The 16095-nt window shown below is 38.6% G+C and carries 18 protein-coding genes; 5 read left to right on the top strand and 13 right to left on the bottom strand.

The window, feature by feature from the left end:
• Positions 1-199 precede the first annotated feature (199 nt).
• Positions 200-484, bottom strand: coding sequence for a hypothetical protein (locus BLS02_RS15045; protein WP_092493838.1), 285 nt, complete (start codon positions 482-484; stop codon positions 200-202).
• 411 nt (positions 485-895) lie between these two features.
• Here BLS02_RS15045 and BLS02_RS15040 point away from each other — a divergent pair, with 411 nt between their 5' ends.
• On the top strand, positions 896-1372 hold the full coding sequence (locus tag BLS02_RS15040; RefSeq protein ID WP_092493837.1) for a GNAT family N-acetyltransferase: 477 nt from the start codon (positions 896-898) through the stop codon (positions 1370-1372).
• A 223-nt stretch (positions 1373-1595) separates the two neighbouring features.
• Here the strand turns inward: BLS02_RS15040 and BLS02_RS15035 are convergent, their stop codons facing one another.
• Positions 1596-2387: a TerC family protein gene (locus tag BLS02_RS15035; protein WP_092493836.1), complete on the bottom strand. Its 792-nt coding sequence runs from the start codon at positions 2385-2387 to the stop codon at positions 1596-1598.
• A gap of 232 nt (positions 2388-2619) precedes the next feature.
• Positions 2620-3840 carry an alanyl-tRNA editing protein gene (locus tag BLS02_RS15030; protein ID WP_092493835.1) on the bottom strand — a complete coding sequence of 407 codons (1221 nt, stop codon included), beginning with the start codon at positions 3838-3840 and terminating at the stop codon, positions 2620-2622.
• A 238-nt stretch (positions 3841-4078) separates the two neighbouring features.
• Here BLS02_RS15030 and BLS02_RS15025 point away from each other — a divergent pair, with 238 nt between their 5' ends.
• Together BLS02_RS15025 and BLS02_RS15020 are read left to right on the top strand one after the other, a co-directional pair.
• Positions 4079-4621 carry an NADPH-dependent FMN reductase gene (locus tag BLS02_RS15025; protein ID WP_092493834.1) on the top strand — a complete coding sequence of 181 codons (543 nt, stop codon included), beginning with the start codon at positions 4079-4081 and terminating at the stop codon, positions 4619-4621.
• A gap of 206 nt (positions 4622-4827) precedes the next feature.
• Positions 4828-5721, top strand: coding sequence for a fructose bisphosphate aldolase (locus tag BLS02_RS15020; protein ID WP_092493833.1), 894 nt, complete (start codon positions 4828-4830; stop codon positions 5719-5721).
• A gap of 118 nt (positions 5722-5839) precedes the next feature.
• Here the strand turns inward: BLS02_RS15020 and BLS02_RS15015 are convergent, their stop codons facing one another.
• The 10 genes from BLS02_RS15015 to BLS02_RS14970 form a co-directional block, all read right to left on the bottom strand.
• Positions 5840-6358 carry an SRPBCC family protein gene (locus BLS02_RS15015; RefSeq protein ID WP_092493832.1) on the bottom strand — a complete coding sequence of 173 codons (519 nt, stop codon included), beginning with the start codon at positions 6356-6358 and terminating at the stop codon, positions 5840-5842.
• A gap of 100 nt (positions 6359-6458) precedes the next feature.
• Positions 6459-6782, bottom strand: a complete 324-nt coding sequence (locus tag BLS02_RS15010; protein WP_092493831.1) for an ArsR/SmtB family transcription factor — start codon at positions 6780-6782, stop codon at positions 6459-6461.
• A gap of 521 nt (positions 6783-7303) precedes the next feature.
• On the bottom strand, positions 7304-8674 hold the full coding sequence (locus BLS02_RS15005; protein ID WP_092493830.1) for an MFS transporter: 1371 nt from the start codon (positions 8672-8674) through the stop codon (positions 7304-7306).
• A gap of 227 nt (positions 8675-8901) precedes the next feature.
• Positions 8902-9570, bottom strand: a complete 669-nt coding sequence (locus BLS02_RS15000; RefSeq protein ID WP_092493829.1) for an aspartate/glutamate racemase family protein — start codon at positions 9568-9570, stop codon at positions 8902-8904.
• A gap of 1 nt (position 9571) precedes the next feature.
• A complete protein-coding gene (locus tag BLS02_RS14995) occupies positions 9572-10924 on the bottom strand; it encodes a TRAP transporter large permease subunit (protein ID WP_092493828.1) in 1353 nt (450 codons plus the stop codon).
• Positions 10925-11394: 470 nt separating this feature from the next.
• A complete protein-coding gene (locus tag BLS02_RS14990; protein ID WP_092493827.1) occupies positions 11395-12552 on the bottom strand; it encodes an NAD(P)/FAD-dependent oxidoreductase in 1158 nt (385 codons plus the stop codon).
• Positions 12539-13762, bottom strand: coding sequence for an NAD(P)/FAD-dependent oxidoreductase (locus BLS02_RS14985; protein ID WP_092493826.1), 1224 nt, complete (start codon positions 13760-13762; stop codon positions 12539-12541). Before BLS02_RS14985 ends, BLS02_RS14990 begins: the two co-directional genes overlap by 14 nt.
• Entirely contained in the window at positions 13759-14061 is a 303-nt protein-coding gene (locus tag BLS02_RS14980; protein ID WP_092493825.1) for a (2Fe-2S)-binding protein, read from the bottom strand. Before BLS02_RS14980 ends, BLS02_RS14985 begins: the two co-directional genes overlap by 4 nt.
• Positions 14058-14336, bottom strand: coding sequence for a (2Fe-2S)-binding protein (locus tag BLS02_RS14975; protein WP_175559504.1), 279 nt, complete (start codon positions 14334-14336; stop codon positions 14058-14060). The genes BLS02_RS14980 and BLS02_RS14975 overlap by 4 nt, the downstream gene beginning before the upstream one ends.
• Positions 14337-14516: 180 nt before the next feature.
• Positions 14517-15035 (bottom strand): LURP-one-related family protein, encoded by a 519-nt coding sequence (locus BLS02_RS14970; RefSeq protein WP_092493823.1) that lies wholly within the window; start codon positions 15033-15035, stop codon positions 14517-14519.
• A gap of 146 nt (positions 15036-15181) precedes the next feature.
• Between BLS02_RS14970 and BLS02_RS14965 the strand changes: the two genes are divergently transcribed.
• On the top strand, positions 15182-15448 hold the full coding sequence (locus BLS02_RS14965) for a DUF1292 domain-containing protein (RefSeq protein ID WP_092493822.1): 267 nt from the start codon (positions 15182-15184) through the stop codon (positions 15446-15448).
• A gap of 130 nt (positions 15449-15578) precedes the next feature.
• Entirely contained in the window at positions 15579-16067 is a 489-nt protein-coding gene (locus tag BLS02_RS14960) for a pyridoxamine 5'-phosphate oxidase family protein (RefSeq protein WP_092493821.1), read from the top strand.
• Positions 16068-16095: the final 28 nt, after the last annotated feature.

The following is a 16095-nucleotide window of genomic DNA, read 5'->3' as shown; positions in this document are numbered from 1 at the left end:
CGTTACCTATCGCAAAACTTGGAATCACACTATTATTTGTACCTAGATTTGCATAACGAATTACACCGTATTTTGTAGTGACACTTATAATTAAAATTTAAAAAATCTCAGTCCAATTAAAATTAACTGAGATTTTTCTTATATTTATTTTCATCACTTCTTCTACTAAAGTGCAGCAGTTTAGTTGAATAAAAAATATTCAAAGGTATACAATTCTCATTAGAATTGCTATAAGGATAAATGGAAGAGGAATAAGTGGTATTATTCCTAAAAACCCTAGAATATTCCCTTTGTCTTCGTTATGACGAACCATATAAAAAACATTTGGAATAAGCATAAGAATGACAAGTTGAAAAATTGCACCTGATATATCTTTTAAATAGTTATCGCCTTCCGTACCAAGCAAAATATTGAATAGTAACAAAAAACTTAATACTAAATAGGCTGGGAACATTTTCAGGTTAAACTTTATATAATTAAACATATTTCTTTCCCCTTTTTTCCTTTACTATCAAATCATCCATTTTAACTTTAAATATCCAGTCAAATTAGTCAGTCATATTCAATTAAACTGCAGGTTAAGTGTAATTGTTCACAATATCTTCATTTAGCTTAACATAAATAATCAGAATATCTTGTAAAATTAATCAAAACTAATCAATTTCCAGTTTAATGGTAAATTTATGTATGCCAAATTGCATACTAATTTGTAGGTCAAAATGTAGACAACACTGGCTATTGTCACCTAACAAATTTAGGACTCAGATTACACTACAGTTTTATAAAAATAAAATACTATTAAAATGAGATGACCACCAAATTAGATTGATGGTCATTCTAGATTACATTTGTGGTAAAATACCAATTAAACAATTATTGAGAGGTAGAAAAAAATATGGATATATCTATTCGAAATGTCGAGCAAAACGATTACGATTTTTTGTTGCCGTTATTTAGGCAGGTTCATGAATTCCACGTTTTTGTAAGACCAGATTTGTACAAAGAGAATATCACTCCAGTCGAGCAAGAGTTCTTTGAAAGCCAGTTGATTGATAGCAAACAACATATTTTTGTGGCTACCATAGGCAATGATATAGTCGGTGTTATAGTGACAAAGGAAGAAGAAACAATTGAAAATTCTTTTGTTAAAGCGAGGAAAGTATTAGTTATAAACAGTTTATGCGTCGCTGAAACACATAGAAAGAAAGGTATCGGAAAAAAACTAACTAAATACGTTTTTGATTTTGGGAGGAGCCTCAGAGTTGATGGTATTGAATTAGGAGTATCCGAAGAAAATACATCTGCCATTGAATTTTATAGGTCCATTGGGATGACAACGAAGGGAAGAAAAATGGAGGTTTCATTGAATTAAGGGTACTTTAGTTTAACAACAGCGTTAGATAGTAAAATGGCTGTGATTATAAGTGTGGGTTAATCAAAAAGTATGATTCTCGCAACCTTCTGAGGGGAAGCCGTTCGAAGGTGCGGTCACATAAAGAAATATAAAATAACCACCCTAAACGCTTGCGCAGGCTCAGGGTGGTTATTTGTATTCATACATCTTGGCTAGTCATCGCAGTAAGTACTCCTTGTCCTTATTTTCCATCTGTTGTTCCCTCACCATCATCTTTGGATGTTCTTTTACCCGGTGCAAACCAGCCTAATAGGGCGATAGCCACGAGGATTCCGTAGAACGTAAGGGTCCAGGCTGTACTATGAGGAAAATCATGAGCTAATACGCCAATATCATCATGCGCAAGGGTTAGTAAAGCAAGCTTGACACCAACCCAGGCTACGATCACATAAGCAGTTGTTTCTAGAGCCGGACGCTTTTCAAGCAACTGAACAAACCAAGTCGCTGCATATTTAATTAATATAAGGCCAGCAATTCCTCCAAGTACTATCACAGCAAATTTACCGCCATCCATCCCGCCGAAATCACCAATTGGAGAATCCGGAAGTCCAAGAGCAAGTGCAACAGCTGCAAGAATTGAATCAATCGCAAATGCAAGATCTGCTAAAGCAATCTTACCAACAGTCGGCCAGAATCCCTTGCCTTTGGATTCTCCTTTCTTATCCTCTTCAACTTTTTCATTCTTTTTACCGAACCGTACCTTGATCACATGCTTCAGACCTAGGTAGAGAAGGTAGGCCGCACCAATGGCTTGTACCTGCCAAACATTCGCGATAAAAGAAATTGCAAATAAAGCACCAAAACGAAAGAAAAAAGCCATAATAATACCATAGTTAATTGCCTTTTTTTTCTGATCAACTGGTAAATGCTTGGCAATAACTGCCATTACAAGCGCATTATCAGCCGATAACAAACCTTCAAGACCAATTAGAATTAATAATGTCCATCCATATTCAAGTAAGATTGATTCCAAGTGTGTTCCTCCTATGTAATACTCATTCATATCGAAAAACTCATTAAATAAAGTAAGATAAAAAAATTCCGTTACCAAATACAGTTAAAGTTCCATTATTGATTGTAAATGATTAATCTAAAAAAGAAAACCTACCCTGCTTCTCTACACTACAGGAGGCATCGATTACTTACACCTATATTTTTCTAAACAGGTGGTTAAACATTCACCTTCCAAAAATCTAGGATGGCTTTTATTCGTTTTTAAATCCTGCTGCTTGGTTCATTAACTCCATCATCAATTCCTCTGCTGAAATTAATCTATCTCCCCCACCTTGCGCAATTGAATCGCTTCCACCGCCTTTTCCATCAATTACGGGCAGGGTATTTTTAACTAAATCATTCATATTAATTACCACATCATTACTTCTCGAACAAACAAGTTGGAGTTTGTCCCCTTTTCCATTAATAAGCAATACCAGTATACCATCAGATTTGGCGGTAATCCGTTTGGCCAGTTGCTGAAGTTCCGGCATTGGTCTATCATAAAAGATTGCTTTTGCTATTTTCCAATTGTTCTGAGACTCTGCCTGTTCAATGTAGGACTCTGCTTCATATTCAATCATTTCCATGTTCAACTCATTGACCTTTTTTTCAAGTCCTTGATTCATACGCAAATTCCGAATTGCCGTTTCATTCAAATCCTGCTGTGGGGAGTTCAACGTATTCGTTAATTCTTGAATAACTTTATGTTTTTCATCGAGCTGTTTTAGAACTCTCATTCCAGAAACAAAGTAAACACGTATCTTTTTCTTCTTTTGCTTTTCCCAGTGCAAAATTTTTATAGAACTTACCTGTCCAGTCGAGTCTGGATGTGTTCCGCCACAGCCATTATAATCCAAATTCGGAATGATAACGAGACGAATATTATCTACAACGGATACTTCTTTCCGCAGCGAAAAATTTGATAGTTCTTCCTTTGACACCCATCTTGTATCAACAGGACGATTTTCCATGATAATGTTATTTGCGATTTTTTCCACGTGAGCTGTTTCCTCATCTGGAAGGCTTTCTACCTCAAGGTCAATCGAGCAAATTTCCGCACCTAAATGGAAGCTAACTGTTTTATAGTTAAATTCTTCTTCAAATGCAGCAGACAAAATATGCTGTCCAGTATGCTGCTGCATATGATCAAAGCGCCGGTTCCAGTCAATTTCACCTGTAATATATGTCTCATGTATCTCAGCAGGCTCCTCTATGTAATGTCGGACTTCCCCATCAATTTCCACCACATCATAGACATTCACACCATTCAGTGTTCCCGTATCATGAGGCTGACCACCACCAGTTGGGTAAAAAGCTGTTTGATTTAAAATAACATAGAAATGCCCTTTCTCGTCCCTATCCGACTTTTGCAGTCTGGCTGTAAAGCTGCGCATATACTGATCCTGATAATATAATTTTTCTGTCACCATAGTTGTACTCCTTTGTTTAATATACAGACTCTATTTTATCATAAACAGGCTCTTCCCCAGCTTAAACAGGCAAATTTCTTGCATTAAAATTCAGGATAAGATAACTTCACTATTAAATATACAGTTAGATAAAACAGTATTTAGTACATAAACAATGAATGAAATTAAACTGTTGAATAAGGTATCATCACGACACCTTATTTAATGTAAATTCTAAAGATATTGTGAGGTAATAATGATGAAACTTGTCGGGATATCGGGAGCACTGGCTGGTGACAAGACGTCTCTAGCTGTAAACGATGTTTTGGTCGCCGCTCAACTTCTTGACTCAACCATTCAGACAGAGTTAATTGACTTAAGGGAATATGAAGTTGAATTTGCTGTTGGTGCCCCGTTAGCAGATTGTAACAAAGATACTTGGGATGTAGTTAGTAAAATATCGTCTGCCGATTTCCTGGTATTTGGAACGCCAATTTATCAGGCCTCCATTTCTGGGGCATTAAAAAATCTATTAGACCACTTTCCTGAAAATGCCTTCAAATATAAAGTAACAGGTATTGTAGCAACAGGGTGGTCCAACAAGCATTTTCTAGTACCAGAATATCAATTAAAGCCAGTCCTTTCTTATTTTAAAGGTTTAATTCCAACGGGTAATGTCTTCATCCAAAATGATGCCTTTAACTTGGAAAGTGATGAGATTATTGATCGTAATGTTACAGATAGAATTCAAAAACTTGCCGATGAAATGATTTATCTGCAACGGGGAATTAATAATAGATAGTGATTTCTAATATGATTCCGCCCTACTAATTGTAAAATTTTCGTTCTTCAACATACTAATGTATAATTGTCTTTGCACACAGTTAAGGAAATATAAATACTTTCTTAATTGCAACAGTAACTAAAGTTTTCGCCATTCAAGCATGGTGATAAGCTATGTTTTCTAAAGAAAAGGCTGGTTATTAGTAATCTAAAGGAGTGGATAAAATGAACAATAGTCAATTTGAGAAAATAAAAAATGGAAAAGGATTTATTGCAGCACTTGACCAAAGTGGTGGCAGTACGCCAAAAGCATTAGCGAATTATGGTGTTTTAGAAGATGCTTATTCAAACGAGGAAGAAATGTTTAATTTGGTACATGAAATGCGCACACGGATTATCACATCACCTGCTTTTGATTCTACATATATCCTTGGTGCCATTTTGTTCGAACAAACCATGGATAGTAAGATTGAAGGCATGTATACAGCGGATTATTTAGCTGAGAAGAAAGAAATTGTACCATTTTTAAAAGTGGACAAAGGACTAGCAGAACAATCAAATGGTGTGCAGCTGATGAAGCCTAACCCAGGTTTAGATAAATTACTTGAACGTGCAAATGAACGCAATATTTTTGGTACAAAGATGCGTTCCGTTATCAAAGAAGCTAACCCAGAAGGCATTAAAGCTGTCGTGGACCAGCAATTTGAAGTTGGAAAACAAATTATAGAAGCTGGCTTAGTTCCGATTATCGAACCAGAAGTGGATATTAACAGTAGCGACAAAGAGAAATCTGAAGAAATATTAAAAGACGAATTGCTGAACCATCTTAATGATTTATCTGAAACAGATAACGTGATGCTGAAATTATCGATTCCAACAAAAGCAAACACTTATCAAGAGTTAATCCAACACCCACGCGTTGTTCGAGTTGTTGCTCTATCTGGCGGGTATCCTCGGGTGGAAGCTAACGAAAAGCTTGCGAAAAATGATGGCTTAATCGCCAGTTTCTCCAGAGCATTAAGTGATGATTTAAATGTTAACCAAACAGATGAAGAGTTTAATGCTGCCTTAAAAGAAGCGGTAGACTCCATCTATGATGCCTCAATTAATCAAAAGTAATGCAGTTAAAATAAGTGCCTGGTACCTTAGACGATGCTGAATTGTCCAGGGTGCCAGGCATTTTTTAGTTTCTCCGGAGTCTTGATCTCCAGAGATTAGTACTGCAACTGTTTGTTAGTTACGCATACTGAATTTGTTTCAGATAGTCATCAAGACATCTGTATTGTGAGTCGATTCCTTCAATCACACCCATATCTACAACTTTTTGAAGGGCTTCAACTGACTCAAATTGGGACCGCGCAATGAGTTTGGTCTTTTCACCCTGATCAATAAAATTCATCGTTACACGAGTCTCTGGCATACCAACTGTGTTATTACCTTCCTCATCCGAGAATACATCGGTGTAGACGATTTTCTCTGGTGCACTGATTTCTTCATAAACCGATTTATTCCACGATTCCTGGCCAAAAAAGTCTCCCTGTTTTTTGTCTGTGCACCGCATGCAATAATGCCACACACCACCAGGCTTAAACTCAAATTTGCGACTTTCGGTTTCCCATCCTTCTGGTCCCCACCAGTTTTCCAAGTGATCAGACTCCGAAAATGCTTTAAATACTAAGTCCCTTGGTGCTTCAAACACTCGCTCCATTACAAGTGTCCGGCCTTCCGTTCTATACGATAATTTGTTTTCTGACATTTAGTTTCCTCCTAAAATTATTTTATTGAACAAAACTAAACAAATCTCCTTCCATTTGAATTGAAATAATATAACAGTAAACCAACTGCGATATTATTCCTTACTCTTCATCTTCCTTTTCCTGCAGTTTCACCAAATAATCGTCCAATCGGTCGAATTTCTCCTCCCAGACCTGGCGGTAAGATTCCAGCCAAGCGTCTAACTTCATGAGTGGCTGAGGCCTTAGCTTATAGATCCTTCGATTAGCAATCGGTTCTACCTCAACGAGCCCAGCATCACTAAGTACACGGAGGTGTTTGGAAACTTGAGGCTGACGAAGCTGAAGTTGTTCGGCGACTTCTCCTACTGTAAGAGGACCATCGCGCAATAATTCTATGATGTTTAAACGATTAGATTCAGCAAGAGCACTCATGATTTTTTCCATATATTGAATATATACTAATAAGAATATTCCTGTCAAGGAATATTAATAAAAAAATAAGTGCCTGTCACCTTTAAAGGCTAAGAGCGTTGTTTTAATTCTAAATTAAATGATGCAGGGATGAAGGGTTCAAAGGAGCAGAATGTGAATCACAAAGTTATGAAGTGGATCGTGATTCCGCTAAAAGGGTAAAAAAGCTTTCCTAGAAGGTTGAAACGGTTCCTGGTTCCGTTATTTACCCAATAACAATGAAAAATTTGGCTGAAAAAGGTAAATAACGGAACCAGGATTACATAACACGATCAAAATAGGCGTTTTTAAGGAAATAACGGAATGAGGATCCGCCAAATCAGTGGGCACCAGCCTATCTAGTAAATAAATACAGGATTGGTAGTGGGTGACTTTAGTTGAGGAAGGACAGTATGCTACAACGTCAAAAAAGCTCAGAATTTATTCTGAGCTTTTTGTCTTGCAATTTAGGAAACTATAAAGTGTTTTTCTTTCCCAAAACTGCCCCGTTAGCTTTAATACTGCTTCCTTCTAAACGACATATAAAAGAAGCATCCATTCAAGATCGTCAGCACGACAAATCCGACAAAAATATTACTGTAAACAATCTCGTTCCCCTGTGCAATTGAAAAGGGGTTTAATTTTATATCATTATCATAGTCTAGTATTTTTCCAATAATCGCCCCACCGAAGGCACCAGACATAAAATTAACCAAATTATAAATCCCCATTCCGACTCCAATCTCATTCCGTGGGAGAACAGTCGAAATCAGATTGGCTGTGGAAGTCTGGATAAACGGAAAGGCGATAAAGGTTATGATTAGCACGGTACTGATAAGCCAAGCAGGTCCTCCTGTGAAAGTGGATATTAGCAAGAATCCAGTAATCATCAGCGCAAAAGCAATAAAGACTACTTGATTACTACCTCGTCTATCAGTTAAAAGCCCTGCCCATCTCCCCATAAACGCAGCAACCATGGCACCTGGAAATAATGTAAGACCGATTAGCAGCGTATTCAATTCGTTTACCTCACTTAGTAAGAGAGGCATGATGAACATTAAACCCATCATTGTCATAATCGCAAAAAAACCAGCAATAATTGTTGTTCGATATGGAGCGTTTTTAAATAAATCCGGACGAATAAACGGAATGTCACTCTTGGATATTCTCCACGCAAACAAACCAAAGAATACAATGCTAATGACGAAGTACCACCAATCAAACATCGTAATAAAAAGAATAAGATCAGCAACAGCTACGGCAATAAATACAGCCCCTAGAATATCAACTTTCCCTTCTTTTTTTTCCTCTTCAGGAATCCAGATTTGGAAGAAAGGTATGGTAATCATTACAAGTGCAGAAATTAAAAATAAAAATTGCCAGTTCAACGCACCCGCAACAAAACCACCAATCACTGGTCCTACTCCGGAGGCAAATGCCATTGTACTTGAAACAATTCCTAGTACTCTACCTCTTTCATCCCAGAAATACCGTGACGGCACAATAAAAGCCAATGCAAGAATGGAAGACGCCCCCATTGCTTGAATCAAACGCGCAATGACAACCATTAGAAATGTTGGTGCAAAAAAGCCAAAAACCGAACCTGCCGCAAATAAGCTCAACCCAATCGTTAATAGCGTTTTCAACGGATAAATATCAGCTAATTTTCCATACATCAACGCACCAATTGCATACAAAATGATATAGCCAGTTACAACCCAGCTTACCTGTGAGGGTAATAGAGAAAAGGATTTTGCAATATCAGGTACAGCAATCATGAACATGGTTCCATTCATAACTGAAAATAATAAAACGGAACACATCAGGAAGATTATTTTCTTTTTCTCTGATTTGGATAACGTATATTCTTCAGCTATCGCACTCATTTCTCAATTCCCCCTTCCCTATTAATAGCTTTCTCGATATCATAAATAGCCCAACTGGAAGTAATCCAGAAAAGCGAAAATAAAAAACATCATGTTGAATGAGTTTAACAAAAATATTATAAAGAGGGAATTATTTTAATTGTAATGATGAAGAGTTGTTATATCGAAGGAATAAATGCCTGTCACCTCAGACTATTCTGAACTGTCCAAGGTGACAGGCACGTGATTCACAGTTCTTTAACCACATAGTTTATCAAAGAAGTAATATCAAAAACTGGTAGATCTGTCATTTCACGTATGGTACGTTTATACGGCGGCATATTGGTACACTCAAGTACAATAGCAGTTATATCCGGATAATTGCTGATGAGCATACGAACTGCCTCTTCCATTTCCAGGGATACTTTTTCCATGTCCAGTGCATGTGTTTCATCTACAATTGCTGCAGTAAATGCTGGCCTGTCATCCATACCCTCAATCGCGATTGGAATGTCACCAGCTCTCGCACCTTCCAAATGCTGTTTGCCCAAACTCGCTTTTCTCGCAGTAAGAATTCCTATTCTCCCACCTGTAACCGTATGAAGCATCGGAATTTGGATTAAGCTTGATGCAAAGAAAGGAACTTTTAACTGATTTTGGATTTCCTGTTGAAAGATGGAAAGGAAGCCACAGCTTGTGGTTATTGCTTTAACGCCTTTTTCCTCTAAATACCTTGCTGATTTAATAAAAGGTTCGATCAATGCATTATCTCCCTTTTTAACTACACGGTCGATAGTTGCTTTTTCTACTATTCTATATTCAACAGGAAAAGGAAAGGTATCTGGATTCCCTATATCTCCCTTTGGTCGGTAAAAGTCGGTATCCAGCATCAGAATCCCCAATTTTGCTGCCTTCATTTTAGATGAACCACACAATCAATCCGATAAGTAAGAAATATAGTGAGTTCGGTAATGCCAGCATCATTACTTTCAACGGATCTACTTTTGTATTTAAAATCCCACCTATCAAACCACAGATGACAAACGCTGTTAGACCAACCGGCGGCATATTCTGGCCCGCTGCTGCTATATGGGATGCCCCTAAAGCAATCAGTTCAGGGGCTACCTCCATTTTTTCAAGGATGGGACCAAGAAATGTAACAATAACAGATTGAGAAGTTGTTTGTGATCCGGTTAGCATACCTACTACTACCATCGACAGTGCCCCGCCCAATTTCACCATTGATGAACCCAGTCCCTCCGTCATAAGTGCAACTTTATCTATTAACCCAGACGCGTAAAAAACACCAACCATGACCCCTGCACAAATCTGTATTTGGACAGTCTGATTTACTTTTCCTAAGCCATTTTTAAATACCCCTTTGGTATCTTTTCTGACAGCAGGGAATAAAAAGCTGACCAGAAAAGCAATAATTATTGCACTCACAACCTGAAAGGTAATGCCCTGCACAATTCTTATTTCTTTTAAAGACTCCAGAATAAAAGCAAATATAGAAATTTCGGTAAAAATATTATAGTCAAATAACGTATTGGCCAGCACAATAGCGATTAAAACGAGCAGTGGTATCAGAGTCTTCCATCGTTCTTTTAAAATTTGGAAAACCTTCTGTTCCGGAATTAATTCCTTTGGCATCTTTTTTCCGCGGACAAATCGAAATGATTCCAAGATGGCCAATATCGCACCGATTGTCACGGTTACGTAAGCAATCTTTATTACAGGAGTTGGATCAACCCCTACCAATGAAGCAGAAAGAAATACACCTTGTGTAATTGGCGGCATAATGGATCCGATGGATGCACCGAGCAAAATAATCATACCAATTTGTTCCGGCTTCAATTTTAATTCTGTTAATGAATTGATAACGAGAAACCCAATGACTGTTGCTGCCGCTATGGCGTCCCCAAGAAGCGAACCGGCTAGAATAAGTGTAATAAATATGGCGACTATTAAACCCTTAGGAGAATTCCCGAATGCTGCGCGGAGACTGTTCAATGTTGTATCAATAGCACCTAATTTGGCTTGCGATTCTGCATAGAGACTGCCAAATAACGACAGCATGATAACCCAAGACAGGCGATCAATTCCATCCACGAATGCAAGCGCCGTTTCGCCAAGGTTTAATCCTGAAATTATTGCGGATGAAACAGCAGCTACAAGCAGTGCAACTCGTATATCTCCTCCAATCTTTGGTATTTGTTTCACCAATGCAATGATAAACAGCAACGCCAGTGGTACAATAATTTCAATCATACATACCCAACCCCTTGTTTCGGCTGTTTCTAAGGATTGTTGCTATTGATATAATTCGGATAGAATACTTGAGTGCTATAACACCACTCCTGAAATACACTACGCTTTTCGTGGGTGGCTGGCGATCCTCCTCGTGCTGCGCACTTGCGGGGTCTCCCCGATGCCTTTCCTCCCACAGGAGTATCTGTGTATTTCCTGCGTTGGAATATAATCACTTTAACTTGATATATAGAAATATAAATTATGATGGATAAGAGCAAGATTTCAGACCATTTAAACCAGCAGCTAGAATGTGCGAGACTTCTGTGGGAAAGCGTTTAGATATCGCACTTATACCCGGAGTGGTGAAAGTGATTATACTCCAGTTGCGTGGTCAGAGAGCTACACTAAACTACCCTTTGTCTGTTTTACAACTACTTGTTAAGAAAAAAGCAACAATCTTTTTAAAATAACAACCTTAATTTATAAAACTAAACAGCTTGCATCCGGTCCATTCGTAATGGCTCGAGCAAATCCTTATAGTTTGAGTTGTTGTCTGCTAAACTAGCAACCAGTACACCGGTGATCGGTGCAAGTGCAATGCCATCCCCTTCATGACCAGCGGCTATGATAAACCCTTTTACATCTCGTGATTCATCAATAATCGGAAGTCCATCACCTGTAAAAGGCCTGAACCCCACCATCGTACGAATAATCCGAATCTGTTTTAACGCCGGTGCAATACGACTTGCATGTGCAGCTATAGAAGAAAGCACTTCAGGCTCAACCGCTTTATCAAATCCCTTAAATTCCCTGCTTCCGCCGATTAGCAGATTTCCGCTTTCCGTCTGCCCAAGAGAAAGTCCGATTCCATATGGCGGATCATTCGTATCACTGTCATCCAGGTGCTTGGCAGCAATATACTGCGAGCATAATATATTTCCATGAATTAACGGTTTTACTTTTTCTGATATCAGAATTACACCACGCCGTGGCATAATTGTTAGTCCAATTCCGGCCATTTCCGCTATTTTAGGAGCAAAAGGACCTGCTGCATTCACCACAAGCTCGGTTGCAATATAGCCCTTATTTGTTTGTACACCAATTACTTTTCCTTGATTTACGGCAATATCAATCACTTCTGTATGTGTTTGTATTTCCACTTCCTTTCGCTTTGATGCCTCTGCGAATCCTTGGCTTAATAGAAGTGGATTCACCTCAGCATCCTCCTTGCTGTAAGCAGAGCCGGCAATATGCGATGATAAACTCGGCTGCCATGCAAGGGACTCTTTCCTGTCCAACAGCTTCACATCAATTCCAGCCTTGTTTTGCTTTTTTATAAAATCCTTCATGAAGGGGAAATGCGATTCCTTTTCGATGACGATCATCCCACCATTTTTCTTGAATTCAATCGAAGCTTCCAGTTCATCTTCTAAGTTCTCGTAAATCCTTCTGCTAGCATTTGCTAGTTTAATAGGAAAACCGGGTTTTTTTGATTGCAGGAAAATTGCCTTATCACAGGCTCCAGAGGTTTGTGCCCCTATTTCACCTTTTTCAATCAAAACAACTTTTCGGTGTTCTGCCAACCGGTAAGCTATTGATGTCCCAATCACGCCTCCGCCTATTACGACAGCATCAGCTGTCTGCATATAGCTTCACCCCTTTAGAATCGTATTCCTTCCAAGATTGTTGTGATTTTTCCCTGCCTTTTGCTATGTTCTGCTGAAATGTGATTACTGCATTTTCCCTTGCCTGTGACACGTTTTTCTGTGCTTCTTCTATTAATTTGTAGCTGACCAGTCCAAGTTTTGCGGCAACTACTGTTCCTGCAAGGTTCCCCTGTTCCATAGCAACCTTTGCACTTTCGATTCCAGTAATATTACCGGCTACAAAAATTCCAGGCTGTGTTGTTTCCATCTCCGGACTATGCAACGGAATATGACCACCTAGTTCCTCGATATACACGGATTCACACCCAGCTGCACCTGCCAATTCCATGAGTGGATACAGCCCTCCTGAAATACACACACAATCCACATCAACTGTCTTGGCACGACCCTCATTAGGAATACCTTCCTGACTTACTGGGGCTACCTTGATATGCTTCACCTGTTCAGCACCGCCAATTTCCAATACTGTTTTTCTTAAATAAAGAGGAGTTCCCCAAACCCTCATTCCAAACCACGGATAAAATTTAGCTCCGACTTGTTGAACGAATGGATACTTTGCCATATTTCCGGCAAACTTGAGGAATATGTTAGGTGCAGCGTGAGCCATACTGGACAAGTAACTGATCATCTGGCTTGGTGTTGACTGGTCTTTTGAAAATTCATTGTTGGGCGGAAGAAATATTCCCACCACATGAACCCCGGCTAGTTTTAATTGATGCGCGACTGATAAGGAAAGTGGATCCACGCCGATAACCGCCACTTTATTGCCAGGTTTTACACGATGGTAGTTTGTAAGAGTCTGTGCAGCCCCTACTGCCATTGCTCCCGGCAACGTCCATCCCGGAACTGGGATTGCTTTTTCAGTGGCTCCTGATGCAATTAAAACATATTCCGATTGAAGTTCTTCCCCGTTGTTCATTAACACCTTCCAACGTGGGTAGATTGCCCACACCTCTTTACCCTGAAAACATGTAACCTCTGTCTGACGCAAATTTGTTTCCATTTCCCGGGCAATTTTCCTGCCATGCCACCAACCACTTTTTGGTTCTTTATGCAGCTGACCTAGTAATTTGCCCCCTGCAGATGGATTTTCATCAATTATCGCTACCTTTGCACCGTATGACGCAGCTTTGATTGCCGCGCTCATTCCTGCAGGACCTGCACCAATAACAATCAGATCGTACTTCATGAGTCATCTCCGTCCTGCGATTCGATACACATCTGATCCCGTACATTTGTAATACATGCTCGCACACTTCGTTTTCCGTCAACCGTTACACGGCATTCATAACAGTGACCGATTCCACAGTATATACCGCGTGGCTCTCTGTTTTTTTCTGAATACCGCAGCACACGAATATGATTAGCAAGTAACGCAGCCGCAATCGACTCACCTTCATATGCTTGGTAATCCATCCCATTGAATGTAATCGTTACTGGTCTTTTTTCCAAATCTTCGAGAATCGGATGGTCCGTAATTCGCATCATTCAACACCCTTTCTCTCACCGGCTAGTTCAACCAGACTTAAGGGTCGTACAGGATAACTAAAGGTTAAGCCCGAACCATTTGTTATTTCCTTGTCAGTATAGTGAGCAACAATCTGTTCGATGAGTGGACGACACGTTTTTCCCTGACATATCCCCATACCAGCTCGTGTTTTCAGTTTTAATGCCTTCGCTGTTGTTAATCCTTTATTTATTCCTTCTTTCAGTTCACTTAACATAACTTCTTCACATCTGCATATTAGTATATCTTTAGACATATTTACCTCCTTATCGTTCGACTGAACATGGACAGGAAAAGAACTCATTTAATTTTATGAATAAGAAGTTTCTTTCATGCAGGCTTTACTTACCCAGGGTTCTTGGAATAAAAAAGCAGAGCACCTCCTAAGGTACTCTGCATTAACCGATGTTCTTTATTCTTTTTGTTGAATCCTTTACTAAGAACCTCCTGCTCCACCACTTGCTCCTGCAGAATTATTCCCTTTAATAATCATATTAACTCCCATCACAACTGCTATTAATTCTTCCTTCGCTAACAGAGATGAATTACTGCTCAACTCATATGCTGGTGATTGAAAGAAACCACTGACTTTCTTAAATACAGCAACCAGATTTCCATCCTGATCAAGAATGTCATATTCCTTGGAAAACGCCTCTGATTTAATTTCATACTCGCCATGATGGTAGGAATGATAGACAAACTTCTTGGAAAATAATGCTAAGCGTTGCTTTAATTTCCCAAGCTCCTGCTCACTTTGATTCTTCACAATCCACCCTCTCGAGAAAAAAGGGGAAGAACCCGTCACTACAATATTCCCATCCACATCCAGAATAGCGACGCTTGATGAGAAAGCACTTTTTAAGTCAAGTGACCCGACTACCTCCTGTTCACCATTATAAATTTCCGTTGTTCCCTTTGAAAAAAAATTATCTTTAAAATAAATTGACTCCCCCATCAAAATCCTCCTAGTTTTTTTGCTGTTACTTTAGCTACGAATTAGGTATTCACTATGTTTCATTTTAAAATAACTTGCATTAATTTCATACTTACAGGAAAGAATGTTACCATAACTTTAGGTAAGTAAGAGGAGGATTAATTAAAATGGGTGAAATCGAAGTTGGCGAAGTTTTCACAATAAGTGATGAATCAGAAGAAGAACATTCAGTTGAAGTATTGGCAAAGGTTACATTAGAAGGAACTGACTATGTAGCTGTCAGCTTTGTACAGGATTTACAGGCAGAAAGTAATGATGATATTGATCTCTTCTTCCTCAAAATAGACGATAATCATGATCTATCAGCAATTGAATCCGACGATGAATTTGATAGAGTGTCAGAGGCATTTGATGCAATTTTAGATGAGGAATAAAGTTTTAAAGGGAGCGACTTTTAATGGTCCTCCCTTTTTTAATTTAATAATGATGTAACAAGCATTTACTCTTTTATACCTGGATAAAATTTGGTATAGAGGGCACTATACCCTTGAAGGAGTGATAGAAATGGCTAACAACTGGAAACAAGATGATATTGAAACATTTAGAGAGATAATTAAAGATGTAGACACGGCCATGTTGACTACAGCTACTGAAGAAGGGCTGGTTTCTCGTCCCATGAGAACACAAGAAGTAGAGTTTGATGGTGACTTATGGTTTTTCACTAAAAAAGAGACGAATAAATATGATGAAATATTACATAATCAAGATGTTAATGTAGCATATGTAGGTAAATCCTATGTTTCCGTCCGTGGAAGAGCGGAAATCGTTGAAGATTTAGGCAAGAAAAAGGAATTGTGGAGCAAAATATATGAGAAAATAATGAAAACTTCTTATGATGATCCTAATGTTATCTTGATAAGGGTAAATGTGGAAGCAGCCGAATATTGGGAAGGAGGAAATTACATAAAGAAAATTGCCTTTTACTATAAACGAATGACCAAGCAAAGTTCTAAATCAACAGACATTAATGAAACATTAGAGTTTAATAATTAACAACAAAAGTGGATTGTCTGGTGATAGG

The organism is Virgibacillus salinus, from assembly GCF_900102415.1.
Taxonomy (GTDB): domain Bacteria; phylum Bacillota; class Bacilli; order Bacillales; family Amphibacillaceae; genus Lentibacillus; species Lentibacillus subterraneus.
Note: the sequence above shows the minus strand (reverse complement) of the source record. Positions and strands in the feature narration are given on the sequence as shown.

Coding starts and splice junctions, on each gene's coding strand:
- BLS02_RS15045 (WP_092493838.1), bottom strand. CDS start 484: ATGTTTAATTATATAAAGTTTAACCTGAAAATGTTCCCAGCCTATTTA.
- BLS02_RS15040 (WP_092493837.1), top strand. CDS start 896: ATGGATATATCTATTCGAAATGTCGAGCAAAACGATTACGATTTTTTG.
- BLS02_RS15030 (WP_092493835.1), bottom strand. CDS start 3,840: ATGGTGACAGAAAAATTATATTATCAGGATCAGTATATGCGCAGCTTT.
- BLS02_RS15025 (WP_092493834.1), top strand. CDS start 4,079: ATGAAACTTGTCGGGATATCGGGAGCACTGGCTGGTGACAAGACGTCT.
- BLS02_RS15020 (WP_092493833.1), top strand. CDS start 4,828: ATGAACAATAGTCAATTTGAGAAAATAAAAAATGGAAAAGGATTTATT.
- BLS02_RS15015 (WP_092493832.1), bottom strand. CDS start 6,358: ATGTCAGAAAACAAATTATCGTATAGAACGGAAGGCCGGACACTTGTA.
- BLS02_RS15010 (WP_092493831.1), bottom strand. CDS start 6,782: ATGGAAAAAATCATGAGTGCTCTTGCTGAATCTAATCGTTTAAACATC.
- BLS02_RS15005 (WP_092493830.1), bottom strand. CDS start 8,674: ATGAGTGCGATAGCTGAAGAATATACGTTATCCAAATCAGAGAAAAAG.
- BLS02_RS15000 (WP_092493829.1), bottom strand. CDS start 9,570: ATGAAGGCAGCAAAATTGGGGATTCTGATGCTGGATACCGACTTTTAC.
- BLS02_RS14995 (WP_092493828.1), bottom strand. CDS start 10,924: ATGATTGAAATTATTGTACCACTGGCGTTGCTGTTTATCATTGCATTG.
- BLS02_RS14990 (WP_092493827.1), bottom strand. CDS start 12,552: ATGCAGACAGCTGATGCTGTCGTAATAGGCGGAGGCGTGATTGGGACA.
- BLS02_RS14985 (WP_092493826.1), bottom strand. CDS start 13,762: ATGAAGTACGATCTGATTGTTATTGGTGCAGGTCCTGCAGGAATGAGC.
- BLS02_RS14980 (WP_092493825.1), bottom strand. CDS start 14,061: ATGATGCGAATTACGGACCATCCGATTCTCGAAGATTTGGAAAAAAGA.
- BLS02_RS14975 (WP_175559504.1), bottom strand. CDS start 14,336: ATGTCTAAAGATATACTAATATGCAGATGTGAAGAAGTTATGTTAAGT.
- BLS02_RS14970 (WP_092493823.1), bottom strand. CDS start 15,035: ATGGGGGAGTCAATTTATTTTAAAGATAATTTTTTTTCAAAGGGAACA.
- BLS02_RS14965 (WP_092493822.1), top strand. CDS start 15,182: ATGGGTGAAATCGAAGTTGGCGAAGTTTTCACAATAAGTGATGAATCA.
- BLS02_RS14960 (WP_092493821.1), top strand. CDS start 15,579: ATGGCTAACAACTGGAAACAAGATGATATTGAAACATTTAGAGAGATA.